Annotated in this window: 14 protein-coding genes and 1 pseudogene; 9 read left to right on the forward strand and 6 right to left on the reverse strand. The window is 65.7% G+C overall.

Annotated features, from left to right (window positions below):
- Nucleotides 1-38: 38 nt before the first annotated feature.
- Both AB4Y42_RS15695 and AB4Y42_RS15700 read left to right on the forward strand, forming a co-directional pair.
- Nucleotides 39-182 (forward strand): annotated as a pseudogene (locus AB4Y42_RS15695) (sigma-54-dependent Fis family transcriptional regulator); the annotation flags it as partial.
- Between the two features lie 48 nt (nt 183-230).
- Nucleotides 231-977: a DUF2968 domain-containing protein gene (locus AB4Y42_RS15700; RefSeq protein WP_368686433.1), complete on the forward strand. Its 747-nt coding sequence runs from the start codon at nt 231-233 to the stop codon at nt 975-977.
- Between the two features lie 143 nt (nt 978-1,120).
- On the opposite strand, the gene AB4Y42_RS15705 is transcribed toward AB4Y42_RS15700, so the two are convergent.
- A complete protein-coding gene (locus AB4Y42_RS15705; RefSeq protein WP_368686432.1) occupies nt 1,121-1,327 on the reverse strand; it encodes a hypothetical protein in 207 nt (68 codons plus the stop codon).
- 236 nt (nt 1,328-1,563) lie between these two features.
- Entirely contained in the window at nt 1,564-2,064 is a 501-nt protein-coding gene (hfq, locus tag AB4Y42_RS15710; RefSeq protein WP_342920640.1) for an RNA chaperone Hfq, read from the reverse strand.
- Between the two features lie 531 nt (nt 2,065-2,595).
- Here hfq and AB4Y42_RS15715 point away from each other — a divergent pair.
- The 5 genes from AB4Y42_RS15715 (at nt 2,596) to AB4Y42_RS15735 (ending at nt 6,291) form a co-directional block, all read left to right on the forward strand.
- Complete coding sequence (locus AB4Y42_RS15715) at nt 2,596-2,742, forward strand: hypothetical protein (RefSeq protein WP_368694674.1); 147 nt, start codon at nt 2,596-2,598, stop codon at nt 2,740-2,742.
- Between the two features lie 69 nt (nt 2,743-2,811).
- Nucleotides 2,812-3,318, forward strand: a complete 507-nt coding sequence (locus AB4Y42_RS15720; RefSeq protein ID WP_342920706.1) for a sigma-70 family RNA polymerase sigma factor — start codon at nt 2,812-2,814, stop codon at nt 3,316-3,318.
- 71 nt (nt 3,319-3,389) lie between these two features.
- On the forward strand, nt 3,390-4,214 hold the full coding sequence (locus AB4Y42_RS15725) for an anti-sigma factor (RefSeq protein WP_368694749.1): 825 nt from the start codon (nt 3,390-3,392) through the stop codon (nt 4,212-4,214).
- A gap of 25 nt (nt 4,215-4,239) precedes the next feature.
- Complete coding sequence (locus AB4Y42_RS15730; RefSeq protein ID WP_368694675.1) at nt 4,240-5,841, forward strand: FAD-binding protein; 1,602 nt, start codon at nt 4,240-4,242, stop codon at nt 5,839-5,841.
- Nucleotides 5,842-5,907: 66 nt separating this feature from the next.
- Entirely contained in the window at nt 5,908-6,291 is a 384-nt protein-coding gene (locus AB4Y42_RS15735) for a hypothetical protein (RefSeq protein ID WP_368694676.1), read from the forward strand.
- Nucleotides 6,292-6,319: 28 nt separating this feature from the next.
- Here the strand turns inward: AB4Y42_RS15735 and AB4Y42_RS15740 are convergent, their stop codons facing one another.
- The 3 genes from AB4Y42_RS15740 to AB4Y42_RS15750 form a co-directional block, all read right to left on the reverse strand.
- Nucleotides 6,320-8,125: an AMP-binding protein gene (locus AB4Y42_RS15740; protein ID WP_368694677.1), complete on the reverse strand. Its 1,806-nt coding sequence runs from the start codon at nt 8,123-8,125 to the stop codon at nt 6,320-6,322.
- A gap of 205 nt (nt 8,126-8,330) precedes the next feature.
- Nucleotides 8,331-9,548: an MFS transporter gene (locus AB4Y42_RS15745; protein WP_368694678.1), complete on the reverse strand. Its 1,218-nt coding sequence runs from the start codon at nt 9,546-9,548 to the stop codon at nt 8,331-8,333.
- A 484-nt stretch (nt 9,549-10,032) separates the two neighbouring features.
- A complete protein-coding gene (locus AB4Y42_RS15750) occupies nt 10,033-11,139 on the reverse strand; it encodes a porin (protein ID WP_368694679.1) in 1,107 nt (368 codons plus the stop codon).
- A gap of 372 nt (nt 11,140-11,511) precedes the next feature.
- Between AB4Y42_RS15750 and AB4Y42_RS15755 the strand changes: the two genes are divergently transcribed.
- On the forward strand, nt 11,512-12,285 hold the full coding sequence (locus AB4Y42_RS15755; RefSeq protein ID WP_342920633.1) for an SDR family oxidoreductase: 774 nt from the start codon (nt 11,512-11,514) through the stop codon (nt 12,283-12,285).
- Nucleotides 12,286-12,366: 81 nt separating this feature from the next.
- On the forward strand, nt 12,367-14,082 hold the full coding sequence (locus tag AB4Y42_RS15760; protein WP_368694680.1) for a long-chain fatty acid--CoA ligase: 1,716 nt from the start codon (nt 12,367-12,369) through the stop codon (nt 14,080-14,082).
- A gap of 125 nt (nt 14,083-14,207) precedes the next feature.
- Here the strand turns inward: AB4Y42_RS15760 and AB4Y42_RS15765 are convergent, their stop codons facing one another.
- Nucleotides 14,208-14,570 carry a hypothetical protein gene (locus AB4Y42_RS15765; RefSeq protein ID WP_368686423.1) on the reverse strand — a complete coding sequence of 121 codons (363 nt, stop codon included), beginning with the start codon at nt 14,568-14,570 and terminating at the stop codon, nt 14,208-14,210.
- Nucleotides 14,571-14,641: the final 71 nt, after the last annotated feature.

The raw sequence follows: 14,641 nt of genomic DNA on the forward strand, positions 1-14,641 counted from the left end.
GCATCGCGCGCGTTTGAGAGAAGGCACTCTAGTTTGGTCGGCCTCTCGCCGCGCTGGACCAAAACGGCGGGCGATGCAAGGACACCGCGCAATTTCCAGGAATTTCTTGCCAGGTGTTGTGGGAAAAGATACGTAATCGGCAAATTTTCTACGAGGGGCCCGAAACATGTGAAAGTGAGTAATAATTGTGCCGATTTGTAAAAATTAGAACTGTTCAAAGCAGGTACTACATGGACTACAAGTGGAGAGTTCGTCGCACCGCCCTGGCGGCGCTGGTATTAATCGGGGGAATCGGTACGGGCTGCGCACAGACGCCGCCTGACAATTCAGCAGCAGCGAATGCAGCAGCGGCGCCCGTAGCACAGACCACCGCCGCACCCGCAGTGCAGGACGAGCAGGCCGCGACCCCTGCGCTGCCTTTGGCAGCGAGCCAGCCAGGCGTGCTAACGCCGGATGAAGCGAAGCAGAACGCCGCGGGCAACGTCGCCGAGTTGCAGCAGATGCTGCGAGGCTCGGATCTCGCCGAGCTACGCACGACCTACAACGGCTCGTATGGCGCGAGCTTGCTGTTTTACGGCAAGGAAATGACGTACTACGTCACGCTGTTCCAGAACAAGACGTTCTGGCGCGTGATCAAGACGAGCGACGAGACGCGCGCTGAAGCGATCTATCGCGACTTCGCGGTGAAGTCGGGGCAACTCGCCGAAGTGGAAATCCGCCGCACGCGCCTCGAAGCGCAGAAGGCGTTCACGGACCGCATGATCGCCCTCACGCAGGACCACGCGAACCGGCTCCAGGCGGATCTGGCCATCGCGCGCGAGCAACAGGCGCTCGTCGCGGACCGGCAGAAGCAGGGCCGCGATCAGGCGAACGCATTGCAGGCGCAGAAGACGGCTGCCCAGGCGGAACTGCGTACGGTTCAGCGTCAGGTGCGTGAGCTGCAGCAACAAGTGGAAGGCGGTCTGCCGATCCGCTGATCGCCGGTATGCGGTGTGGCCAGGATGCTCGCCAGGCGCCGGGTCGTGCCACCGGTTGAGCAAGACACGCCGATGCGACACGCAAAAGGCGGAGCGTCGTGGGCGCTCCGCCTTTCTTCATGGTGCGATCGTTCAGGGCGCGCTCAGTGCTTGCCGTGGCGATGCGTGTCGCGGCCCTTGTGGGTTTCGTCTGCGGAATGGGGCTTCGGTTGAGAGCCGGGCTTCGGTTGAGAGCCGGTCGGCGAGGGGTCGACGGCGATCGGATCGCTCGCGGGGAAGGTCTCGTCGAGCGCTTCGTCGAGCGGGTCTTCCTGCGAGGGTTGCGGGGCTTTCGGCTTGGATGCGCTCATGGCGGCCTCCGTGGCGATATGCGTCAGCCCCAGAATAACGCAAAGCCAGAATCGTGACCGTGAGCCACGGCTGCCAGAGCGCTTCAGAAGACACGGGACGAAACTGAACGCGACTGCACCGCAGTTGTACGAAACTGCGCGCGCAAACAAGCGGGCGCGCCAAGGCGCGCCCGTACTGTACTGAAATGTCGGCGTGGTCGGCGTACCGTGCAGCAGGTGCGCCAGCCATCAGCGGCTTAGCTGTTGCCCGAGCCTTCGCCGCCGTTACCGCCGTTGTTCACCGCGCCGTAGAGGCGGCGGCGGCGCGTCACGACGACTGGGCCGTCCTGCGAGCCACGGTCATTGCCGGGGGCACTCGATGCGCCCGATGGCGCGCCGGACGGCGCCGACCAGCTCTCGCGCGGCTCGCGCGATTCACGCGGTTCTCGTTGTTCACGCGGGCCATGGCCGCCGTGACTGCCGTGCGGGCCGCGGCTCGTATGCTCGCCGTGCGAGCTGCGAGCGCCGCCCGGGCGCGGACCCGGACGGGTGCCGGTGTCGAGCTGGATGGTCGAAATGGCGCGCTTGTAAATGCCTTGCAGGCCGACGGGCGTGCGCAGCATCACCAGGTACTGATCGAACGACTCGATGCATCCGGTCAGGCGAATGCCGTTGACCAGATAGATTTCGACGCGCTTTCTTTCCTTACGCGCGGCGTTCATGAAGTCGTTTTGCGGGTGCGATTCTGCGGAAGGCATGGACTAGATTTGGCCAGGCGGCGCAATGCCGCAATCAGTTGGAAACGTTTGCTCGCCGCGATTCTACCTTGTGTCGGCGAAGCGCGCGTGCGGGAAAGTAAGCTTACTGCAGAACTATACCGGCTCGCGGCCGCGACCGCAGATTGACGAAAAATGCATCGCTGCGTCCCTCGTCGTCGGCTGCCGGCAAGCGGCGCGTCCGGATGACAGGTTGCGATGGGCAGCGACAGCGGTTTTCGGAAAGAGGCCTGCCGACGATACGCCCGCGGGTTGTCAGACCCGCGCGACCTTTCGACGCGCATGAACTCATTCACACAGCGTAGTCCATGACGGCAGGCCATGCTCGACCGATTCGAGGCCGGGCCCGCGCTTACACGATGGATTTCGATCCGCTTGCGACGATTCTCGCGGTGCCCGGGGGCTTCGTTCCGTGCGGCGGCACACGCAAGGCGAAATCACCGCTTGCGCGGAATAAGCGCACCGCTTGCAACGTTTAACGCGATATCGGCGACGAACTCAATGGAGGTGGTCATGGAGCGGTTTCGCAAAGTTCTCGCGTGTCTCGTTTGTGCGGCGCTGGCAGGCGTCGCGGGTGCCGGCCTCACGGCTTGCAGCGACATGAATACAGGCGGGGCGTCGTCGAGCAGTTCGGGCGGCTCGTCGGGCGGTGGTTACTGAGCGGCGTGCGGCGTGTTGCGTCATCCGTCGCCGGAGTTTGAAGCGCAGGTCGTGGCTCAGCTCGGGCCCATGCGCCGCTATGCGCGCGCCTTGACCGGCGACGCCGCCTGGGCTGACGACCTCGTGCAGGACGCCGCGGAGCGTGCGCTCTCGCGCTGGACTTCGTTTCGCCCGCAGAGCAATCTGCGCGCGTGGCTGCTCACGATCCTGCGGCATCTGTACATCGATCAGTTGCGCGGCCGGCGCGAGATCGCCGTCGACGACGAAGCCGCGCCGTGGCGCACGCTCGAGGCGCCGCACGGCGAGGTGGACGGCCTCGTGCTGCGCGATCTGCAGCGCGCGCTCTATGCGTTGCCGGCGGCGCAGCGCGAGGTGCTGCTGCTCGTATGCGTGGAGGAGTTGAGCTACAGCGAGGCGGCGGCGGTGCTCGGGGTGCCGGCCGGCACGGTGATGTCGCGCCTGTCGCGGGCGCGCGAGCATCTGCGAGCGTTGCTCGATACGGGGCCGGTGCAGGACCCGGGGCGCGATCCGGCGCAACGCACCGCGCCGCTCAGGGTGGTGGGGACGCTACGATGAACGACAACGATCTCGGCCACGGACGCGACGGCGAAGGCGTGCCGCCTGCTTCGCCTGAAGAGGACCTCACGATGCTGGGCGCTTTCGTCGACGGCGAACTGCCGGCGGGCGAGAGCGAGGCGCTGCAGGGGCGCCTCGCGGACGACCCGCGCGCGGCGGCGCGCGTCGCGGCCTATCGCGCTCAGAAGGCCGCGCTGCAGGCGTTGTGCGAAGGCGCGCGCGTGTCGGGCGAGGATGCAGCGCCCGGCGCCGCCGAAAAGGCAGGCAGTGCGCCCGCCGTGCTCATTCTGCGTCCGGGCGTGCCGTGGTGGTGGCGCGCCGGCATCGCGGCGTCGTGGGTGGCGGTGGGTGCGGGGCTCGCGGTGGCGGCCACCGCGCTCGTGCCGCGCCTCGCGCCGGGCCTGGCTCCAGAACTGGCGGCCGTCTCGGCGCCGGCGGCCGTGCGCAGCGAAACGCCCGAGGCGTTCGCGCGCCGCGCCGACATCGCCTACGCGGTGTATTCGCCGGAGCAGCGGCATCCCGTGGAAGTGGGCGCGGCCGACGAGGCACACCTCGTCGCGTGGCTCTCCAAGCGGCTCGGCAAGCCGCTCTCGGTGCCGTCGCTGGCCGAATACGGCTACACGCTCGTGGGCGGGCGTCTCTTGCCCGGCAACACGGGGCCGGCTGCGCAATTCATGTACGAGAACGATGCGGGCGAGCGCCTCACGCTCTACGTGGGCAGTTCGGCAAGGGATAGGGACCCCGTGCGCCTTCTGCGCGATGGCAACCGCCGCACGTTTTACTGGAGCACCGAACGCACGGGCTACGCGCTCTCCGGTCCGCAGACAGAACCCAAGCTGCGCGAGATCGCGCTCGACGTGTGCGGCGCGCTGGGCGGCAAGCCCGGGCAGTGGTGATGCGCGACGCCGGCGGAGCGGGCCCATGAGCGACGCCGCGCGCCATCCCGCGCCCACCTTGCCTCCCGGCATCGACGCGGCCCGTTTCGCGCGTGCGCTCGCTGCGTTCGAAGGCATCGTGGGCGCGCCGAACGTCTGCCGCGGCGGCGCAGCGCTCGATCCGTATTTCGATCCGTTCGTGCCGCTCGCCGATGCGCACGCCTTCGCCCCTTCCGCTGCGATCCTCCCCGCGAGTGTCGAAGAGATCCGCGCGATCCTGCGCGTCGCGAACGAAACGCGCGTGCCGCTGTGGACCGTGTCCACGGGGCGCAACTTCGCCTACGGCGGCGCCGCGCCGCGTCTGGCGGGCTCGGTCGTGCTCGACCTGCAGCGCCTGAACCGCATCCTCGAGGTGGACGAGCGCCTTGCATGGGCGCGCGTCGAGCCGGGCGTGAGCTACTTCGATTTGCACGCGCATCTGCGCGAGCAGCATCTGCGCCTGTGGGTCGATCCGCCCGCGGCGGGCTGGGGCAGCGTGGTCGGCAACACGCTCGAGCGCGGCTTCGGTACGACCGCCTACGGCGACCACGCCGCGTCGCAGTGTGGCATGGAGGTCGTGCTCGCCAACGGCGACGTGGTGCGCACCGGCATGGGCGCGATCGCCAACGGCACGGCGTGGCAACTCTACCGGCCGGGCTATGGGCCCTCGTTCGATGCACTCTTTACGCAGTCGAACTACGGCGTCGTCACGAAGATGGGGCTCTGGCTCATGCCGGCGCCGCGGGCGTTCGTGATCGGCGAGATCCAGTTCGCGCGCGAGGACGATCTCGGCGTGCTCGTCGATACGCTGCGCGCGCTGCAGCTCGGCGGCACGATACGCCAGCACGCGGCGATCGAAGGCGCGATCCGCCGCGCCGCGAGCCTCGCGCCGCGTGCCCGTTGGTACGAAGGCGAGGGCGCGATGCCCGAGTCCGCCGTCGCCGCGATGCAGCGCGATCTGAACGTGGGCCGCTGGAATCTGCATTACGCGCTCTATGGCGAGCCCGAGGTGATCGACGTGGAGCGGCGCATCGTCGAGCGTGCGTTTGCCGGCGTGCCGGGTGTGCGTTTCTCGGCGCGGCGCTATGCCGAAGGCGACGAACCGCAGGGCGGCGCTGACCGCAATCTCGCCGGCATTCCCGCGATGAGCGCGTTTCGCATGCTCGACTGGCGCGGCGGTGACGGCGCGCACGTAGACTTCTCGCCGCTGTGTCCCGCCGACGGCCGCGACGCGCTGCGTCAGTACGCGCTCGTCAAGGCGCGCGCGGCCGAGTACGGTTTCGATTACTACGGCGGTTTCACGGCGGCGGGGCGCTATCTGCATCACGTATTCGCCGCGATCTTCGCGCGTGAGCGCCGTGACGATGCTGCGCGCGCGGGGGACCTTCTACGCGCGCTGATGAGCGACGCGGGCGCGGCCGGCTACGGCGTCTACCGTTCGCATTTGCTCTACATGGATTACGCCGCGGCGCAGTACGCCTTCAACGACGGCGCGCTGTTGCGCCTCGCGCAAACCGTGAAAGACGCACTCGATCCACAAGGCGTGCTCTCACCGGGCAAGCAGGGCATCTGGCCCGAGGCGTGGCGTGCGGAGCGCGGCTATACGTGATCGATTTAATCAAGACTGCGTATCGATTGGCGGGTAGGATTCGTTGAAAGGCGCACGGAGGACTCGATGGACAGGCGGGCTTTTCTCTGCGATGCCGGTGCCGTGGTGCTAGGCGCGACATGGCAGGCGCTTCCGCTCAGCGTTGCGTTTGGCGGACGCGCGCCTCGCGCGGGTGCGGCGTTTGCGCGTGGTGTTGCGGTATACGACCCGGCGCTCGCCCAGGGCCGCGTGCTCGCGCGCGCCGTTGCGCGCGCGGGATGCGTTGCGTGGGCCATCGGCGACGGCTGCGCCGACACGGCCGCTAGCGACATCGGCACCCTGTGGCACGCACGCATTGCACAGCGGCTCGAGCCCGGTGCGGCCTTGACTGGCGCGTTGCGTCCCTCGGACCGTTTCGTGCTCGCGCGGCTCGCCAGCGCGCGCGGGGTGACGCTGCGCGACTTCGCTTAGGCAACCTTGGCGATCGCGCATCGACATCTCACGTCGGCGGCTTCTTCGCCGCTTTCGCGATTTCCTCGTCGCGCAGCTGGCGGCGCAGGATCTTGCCGATGGTCGACTGCGGCAGGGACGCACGGAACTCCACGATGCGCGGCACCTTGTACCCCGTGAGCTGTTGGCGGCAGAACTGGATCAGCGCGGCTTCCGTGAGCGCGGGATCGCGCTTCACGATGAACACCTTCACGCGCTCGCCCTGCACCGGATCGGGCACGCCGATCGCCGCCACCTCGCGCACGCCGGGGTGCATCGCCACCACGTCCTCGATCTCGTTCGGATACACGTTGAAGCCCGACACGAGAATCATGTCCTTCTTGCGGTCGACGAGGCGGATATAGCCGCGCGCATCCATCACGCCGATGTCGCCGGTCGTGAGCCATCCATCGGCGAATACCTTCGCCGTTTCGTCCGGGCGATTCCAGTAGCCCTTCATCACTTGCGGACCCTTGACACAGAGCTCGCCGGCTTCGCCGATGCCGGCCCACGTGCCGTCGTCCCTGCGAAAGCGCACCTGCGTGGACGGCGCGGGCAGCCCGATCGAGCCTTCCGGATGCGCCTCGTCCCCCTCTGCATGCGCGATATCGACGGGATTCATCGAAACGATCGGCGAGCATTCGGTGAGACCGTAGCCTTCCACGACGGGCTTGCCCGTGACGGCCCGGAACCGGTCGGCGACGGCCTTCTGCATGGCCATGCCGCCCGCCATCGCGAGCTTGAGGCCCGAGAAGTCGCGCTGGCGGAACGCCGCGTTGTCGAGCAGTGCGCTATAGAGCGTGTTGACCGCGCTGATGCAACTGAACGTCTCGTGCTCCAGTACCTTCATCACGCGCTTCATGTCGCGCGGATTGGCGATCAGGATGTTGCGTCCGCCGAGTGCGAGGAAGATCAGCGCATTGATGGTGAGCGAATAGATGTGATAGAGCGGCAAGGGCGTAAGCACCGTCTCGGCGTTGGCGTCGAACTGGTTGCCAATCCACGCCTTTGCCTGCTGCACGTTCGCTAGCACGTTGCCGTGCGTGAGCATCGCGCCCTTCGCGACACCCGTGGTGCCGCCCGTGTACTGGAGGAACGCGAGATCGTCGGCATGGGTCGCCACCGGCGCGTGCGGGGCGCGCGCGCCTTGCGCGAGCGCATCGAGCAGGCGCACCGCACGCGGCAGGTGGTAGGGCGGCACCATCTTCTTCACGTGGCGCAGCATGATGTTGACGAAGCGGCCCTTGAGGTTCAGCCCTTCGCCCAGCAAGTCGCCGAGCGCCGTCACGACGATGCGTTGCACCTGCGTGCCGGGCAGCGCCGCTTCGAGCGTGGCGGCGAAGTTCTCGAACACGACGATGGTCTGCGCGCCGCTGTCCTGCAACTGATGCTCGAGCTCGCGCACGGTGTAGAGCGGGTTGACGTTGACGATCACGGCGCCGGCCTTGAGCGCGCCGAAGAGGGCAACCGGATACTGCAAGGTGTTGGGCAGCATGATCGCGACGCGCTCGCCCGGCTGCACGCCCGCGCCTTGCAGCCAGGACGCGAACGCCGTGGCCCTGCGGGCGAGTGCGGCGTAGGTCATCGGCGAGCCGGCGCTCACGTAGGCGACGCGCTCGCCGAAGCGCGCCGTGCAGTCGTCGAAGAAATGGGTGAGCGAGGCGTACTGGCTCGCGGCGATTTCGCGCGGCACGCCGGGAGGGTACGAGGCGTACCAGATGCCGTCGGTGTTGGGATCGGCCGCCTGAGGTGTGGCCGCCTGAGGTGCGGAAGCTGCCACGGGGCTCGCCGGATCGGGCTGGGGCGTTTCGCTCATGATGGATCTCCGGACGGTAGGGCAACCGAGTGCCTTTCATCATGCAACGCCACGCGCCGTGCGGCCAGGAGGTCTTACCCGGTGTGCGGGCGCGGGCGGCTCGACCATCGCCAAAACCAGCAAAAAAGGCCGTGCGGGCGAACCCGGCACGGCCTTTCATCGTGGTGCTGCGGTGCGGCGTTACGGGGCGGCCGCGTGTGGCACGTCAGACGCCCGACACCTCTTTCGCGGTCTGCGTCATGTCGATGCCTCGACGTTCGCGGCTGAACGGGATCAGCACCGCGATCACGATGGCGACCGTGCCGGCGACGATCGCCATGGCCATCGAGTAGTCCTGGTTGTGCGTTTCGGCGAGCGACGCCTGCAGCGTGGCGTTCACCGAAGCGAACAGGTTACCGAGCTGATAGACGAGGCCCGGGAAGGTCGCGCGCACTTCGTCAGGCGAAATTTCGTTGAGGTGAACCGGGATCACGCCCCAGGCGCCCTGCACCGAAATCTGCATGAGGAACGCGCCGAGCGCGAGCAGCACCGGCCCTTGCGAGAATGCCCACAGCGGCAGCACCGGCAGCGCGATCAGCGCGGCGATGAAGATTGCCTTGCGGCGGCCGATACTTTCGGAAATCCGGCCGAAGAAGAGGCCACCCACGATCGCGCCGATATTGAGCACGATGGTGATGATCGAAACCGTGTGCGGATCGAAGTGATGCTGTTCGCGCAGGAAGGTCGGATACAGATCCTGCGTGCCGTGCGAGAAGAAGTTGAACGCCGTCATCAGCACGATGGCGTACAGGGAAAGCTTCCAGTTGTGCTTGAGCGTGGTGAGCAGGCTCGGACGCGCGCGCTTTTCCATCTCCTTGAAAGCCGGCGACTCGGGCACGTGCATACGCACATAGACCACGAGCAGCGCGGGCAGCACGCCGACGAAGAACATGCCACGCCAGCCGATGTACTGATACAGCACGCCGAACACGATCGAGGCGAGCAGATAGCCGCTCGGGTAGCCCGCCTGCAGCAGCCCGGAAATGATGCCGCGCGACTTGGGCGGAATGGTTTCCATAGTGAGCGCCGAGCCCACGCCCCATTCGCCGCCCATAGCGACGCCGAAGAGCCCGCGCAGGACGATGAAGGTCGCGAGGTTGGGCGAGAAGCCCGTGAGCAGTTCGAGTATCGAGTAGCACGCGATGTTGATCATCAGCGTGGGACGGCGGCCGTATTTGTCGGCGAGGCGGCCGAATATCAGCGCGCCGAGCGGGCGCATGGCCAGTGTCAGCGTAATGGCAAATGCCACTGCCGGGATTTTGGTGTTGAATTCGGTGGCGATGTCTTTCAGAACGAAAACCATCAGAAAGAAATCGAATGCATCGAGCGTCCATCCCAGGTACGCCGCGATCGTGACGTTCTTCTGTTCACGCGTCCAGCTCATGTTGATTGTTCTCCTTTGATACTGGGGGCAATGCCATGTCTCCTGTCGATCGCGATGGGCGCTTGTGCACCTCGCGCGATCTCATGCACGTGTCGGCATTGCCTTGTGTGGCCTGGTTGTGTGGCTTGGGCGGCCCCCCCCGCAATGGGCCACGCGCCAGCAGTGTACGCCCGGCATTAAACATTTGCATGCATCTTGACTGGAACCCGTAGTAATCCCTGGGGAATTCGGGTAAAGGCGAAAGCTTTTTGTTTTATTCGTAATTTAAATGTAATTTAAATGAAGGTAACTCAATGCGCGAATGAGTTAATCGATGCGCATGAACGAATGCAAACGAGCGGGCATTTACCCGCTCGAATCGGACGAATGATAGATATCGCGTGGACGGCGCCGCCGGCGCGTCGCAAAGAAAAACGGCGGCGCCGCGCTCGAAGCGCCGCGCCGCCGTTGTGCCGGTGATCAGACCCGGCGAGGCAACCCGCTATTAGAAGATGTTGCGAAAGCCGACGGCGACGCCGGTCTGGTTGTTGCGGCCCGGGAAGTCGGCGGTTGTCGAGCCGGTGCCGCGCATGAAGTCGACCGTGCCATACACTTCGGTGCGCTTGGACAGCGAGTACTCGGCCAGCAGTACTGCCGAGTAGCGCACACCGGTGCTGAGCGTCACGCCGTCTTCATTCAGGCCGTTCTTTGCGTGATCGTAGTAGTACGCTGCGGTCAGCAGCAGCGGCGAGCTGACCTGCCACGTTGCGCCGGCATAGAGTCCGTTGTCGATACGGTTGGTTTTCGTCACGGGCGTCACGAAGTTGATCGCCGCGGGCGAGTTCGCGGCTGCCATGTACTGGTCGACCACGCCCGTATTGTCCTGGCCCCACAGCCAGCCGCCGTACAGGTGGACCGGACCGAGCGCATAGACTGCGCCGAGGTTGGCCACGCGGTACTTGTTGTTGTGTGCGTCGCTATTCTGCTGGTAGCCCGCGAGCAGCGAGACCGGACCGGCTGCGTAGGTGGCCGTGAAGCCGTACATGTTGCTCGCGCCGACGCTGCCCGCCACGCCGCCGAAGCTGTACATGCCTTCGACTTCGAGGCCGCCGAACTTGCCGTCGTACTTGACCGAGTTGTTCTCACGCAGACCGTAGCCGAGCGCGCCCGGCAGCCAGCCGTCCTGGTCGAAATTGCCAACGGTCAGCGGGTCGAAGGTGTTGCCCAGTTGGTCGAACAGGGGCGTGTTCTGACGGCCCATCGTGACCGTACCGTACTTGTTGCTCGACAGCCCCACGTACGCCATCCGGTTGAACAGCGTATTCGAGCTCGCCAGTTGGCCGTTCCAGAGGTTGAACCCGTTCTCGAGGCGGAACACGGCCGAGAGGCCGCCGCCCAGATCCTCGGCGCCCTTCAGGCCCCAGCGGCTGCCGGTGATCGGGCCTTGCGTCATCTGCAGCTCGTTGTCGTTGTGCGCGTTGGCGTTCGTCAGGTAGCGGATGCTGGTGTCGACGATTCCGTAGAGCGTGACCGAGCTTTGCGCGAAGCTGTGCTGGCAAGCCAGTGCGAGGGCGAGGCCGCCGACGGCGGATGCGATCTGGGTGTGTCTCACGGTGAAATCCTTTTCTTCTGCTGCGTGTTGTCAGTCCGTCGGACCGCCGGGGTGCCGGGGCCCGAATTTTTCGTGTGCCGGCCAGTGGATGCTGGCCGGGGGGCCGATGATAGACGCTTGGTGAAGGGGTGAAAACGCGGGCTGTCGCGCGCTTGCAACGGTTGCGCGCGCAATTAACTCCCCGCATGTTTGCTTTTTCAGCCTACCCAACCCGCATACGGCCGGTGGCAACAGCACAAATACCGTTTAATGAACGGTCGTGCTTTTCCCTATTTTTCTGACTAGCGGGCCTCGCTAGAATCGTTGGCATCTCATCGCGTTCCGCCATCCGGGAACGTCGGCCGGTCCACAAGACATCAAGGAGACGAAAGCATGCGGGTCAGGGAAATGTTCGAGCTGGGCGGTCAGGTCGCACTCATCACCGGCGGCTCGCGCGGGCTGGGTTTGCAGATGGCGCAGGCGCTCGGCGAGATGGGCTGCCACGTGGTGATCACGGCGCGCAAGGCCGACGAACTGGGTGAGGCGCAGAGCCATCTGCAGGCGCTCGGCATCAAGGCGACCACGATCGTGAGCGACCTGCAGCGCGCCGAGGCCGTCAAGCCGCTCGTCGACGAGACGCTGGCGGCCGGCGGTCAGATCGACATTCTCGTGAACAATGCGGGCGCCACGTGGGGCGCCCCCGCGGAGGATTATCCCGACGAGGCGTGGCACAAGGTCATGAACCTGAACGTGACCGCGCCGTTCTTCCTCGCGCGCGAAGTGGGCAAGCGCAGCATGATCCCGCGCCAGCGTGGCAAGATCATCAACGTGGCTTCGATTGCGGGCCTGAAGGGGTCGCTCGGGCCCATGCAGACCATCGCGTACAACACCTCGAAGGCGGCGGCCATCAACTTTACGCGTGCGCTGGCTGCCGAATGGGGCAAGTACAACATCAACGTGAATGCGATCTGCCCGGGGTTCTTTCCCTCGAAGATGTCGGCCGGGCTGCTCGACAAGCTGGGGCAGGTGGTGATCGACCACACGCCGCTGCACCGTCTCGGCGACGACGACGATCTCAAGGGCGCCGTGGTGTTTCTCGCGAGCCAGGCCTCGCGGCATATGACGGGTCAGTATCTCGCCGTGGATGGCGGCTCGAGCATCGTCTGATTGCGCATGGTAGGTGGCGCCGGCCCTCAGCGAGCGGTTGGCGTCCGCATTCTTCACAAGTCTTGCCTGACGGAGCCCGCCATGTCCACGTCCGCCCCGACGCTTTCCGTACCTTCGCCGGCATCGCCCCAGCCAGCCTCGCCGCATTGGCCCGCGCATCTTTCGCCGCATCTGAGCATTCCGCAAACGAACCTCTTCTATAACGCAGAGGTCTCGGCGGCGCGCTATCCCGACAAGCCGTTCATCGTTTTCTACGACACGCCCATTACGTTCGCGCAGTTCAAGGACGAGGCCGAGCGCATTGCCGGCTATCTGCAGCAGGAGTGCGGCGTGAAGGCCGGCGACCGCGTGCTGCTCTACATGCAGAACAGCCCGCAATGGGTCATCGCTTACTACGGCATCCTGCGCGCCAACGCCGTGGTCGTGCCGGTCAACCCGATGAACCTCACCGAGGAACTCGCGCACTACGTGGAAGACAGTGGCGCGACGACGGCTTTCGTCGCGCAGGATCTCTACCCGCGTGTTGCGCCGCTCGTCCAGGAGGACGGGGGCCTCAAGCACCTGCTCGTTGCGACGTATAGCGACTATCTGAAGTGCGAGCCGTTTTCGCCGCCGCCCGAATTCGTGAGCGCGCCGCGCTCCGTGAGCGGCCCGGGCGTCGCGCACTGGGCCGACGTGCTCGAGGCGCGCTGCGTACCCGGAGCACTCACCGCCGGTCCCGACGACCTCTGCGTGATGCCCTACACCTCGGGCACGACGGGCAAGCCCAAAGGCTGCATGCACACGCATCGCAGCGTGATGGCGACCGCCGTGGGCGGCTGCAACTGGTTCGGAAGTAATCAGGATGCCGTACAACTTTCGGTACTGCCGCTCTTTCACGTAACCGGCATGCAGGGCGGCATGAACAGCCCGATCTACAACGGCTCGACCGTGGTGTTGCTGCCGCGTTGGGATCGCGATGCCGCGGCGCGTGCGATCGAGCATTACCGCATCAACGGCTGGCAGGCGATCTCGACGATGGTGGTGGACTTCATCTCGAACCCCCGCATTCACGAGTACGACCTGTCGAGCCTCGCCTGGATGCGCGGCGGCGGCGCGACGATGCCCGACGCGGTGGTGAAGAAGCTCAAGGATCTCACCGGGCTCGACTTCGTCGAGGGCTACGGCATGTCGGAAACCATGGCAGGCACCCATATCAATCCGCCGCAGCGCCCCAAGCCGCAGTGTCTCGGCATTCCGGTATTCGACGTCGACTCGCGCGTGATCGATCCGATCACGCTGGAGGAGGTGCCGCCAGGCGAGTCGGGCGAACTGATCATGCATGCGCCGCAGGTAATGCAGGGCTACTGGCGCAACCCCAAGGCGACGAGCGAAGCGTTCATCGAACGCGATGGCAAGCGCTTCCTGCGTACGGGCGACCTCGTGCGGCGCGACGAGGAAGGCTATTACTTCATGACCGACCGCCTCAAGCGCATGATCAACGCGTCGGGCTACAAGGTCTGGCCGGCCGAGGTCGAGGCGCTGATGTACCGGCACCCGGCGATCAACGAAGTGTGCATCATCGGTGCGCAGGACGCGCGCCGCGGTGAGACCGTGAAGGCCGTGGTCGTGCTCGATCCGAAACAGGTCGGCAGCGTGAACGAAGACGACATCATCGCCTGGGCGCACGACAACATGGCCGCGTACAAGGCGCCGCGCATCGTGCAGTTCGTGGACGCGCTGCCGAAGTCGGGCAGCGGCAAGATTCTGTGGCGCAAGCTGCAGGAAGAAGAGGCCGAGGCGCGCGGCAACGCCTGAGCGCGCAGGCCTGCGCGATTTCTCTTCGTTGTCCTTCAATCTCGAGCCCGTCTGGATAGCGCGCTAGTGCGCGCCGATCCAGACGGGTTTCGTTCTTATCGGGCTCGCACGTTCGTGCGTGTGCATCAGGCGCCGGCAAGCGCGGGCAAGCCGCCTTCGCGCCAATCCTGCTCCATGGCGGCTGGCATGCCCCATTCCTGCGAACCGCGTGGAGCGGGCGCGCTGAGCGGCCATTCACCGGGCGCCTGGGCGTTCTTGCGGGCAAGGATCGCCTCGCACAGAAATTCCATGCTGTACGCCTTCAGCAGATGCGGGTGATTCGTCTCGATATAGGCGGCGACGCGCGCATGTTCACCGGCAATCGACGCGAGCGAATAGAGCGTGCGCGCATCCCAACGAAAACGCAGGCCCAGCTCGGCAAATGCCGTATTGAATGCGCACAGTTGCGCTTCCAGTTGACGATCGTGGCGGGTGTCCAGGTGGCTCATGGCTGTCTCCTCATGTCGAGTGGCGTGAAGCAAGAGTAGAAGCGCCAATGAATAAACGATAGTTAAAGTTT

This window comes from Paraburkholderia sp. EG286B (genome assembly GCF_040965655.1).
Lineage (GTDB): Bacteria > Pseudomonadota > Gammaproteobacteria > Burkholderiales > Burkholderiaceae > Paraburkholderia.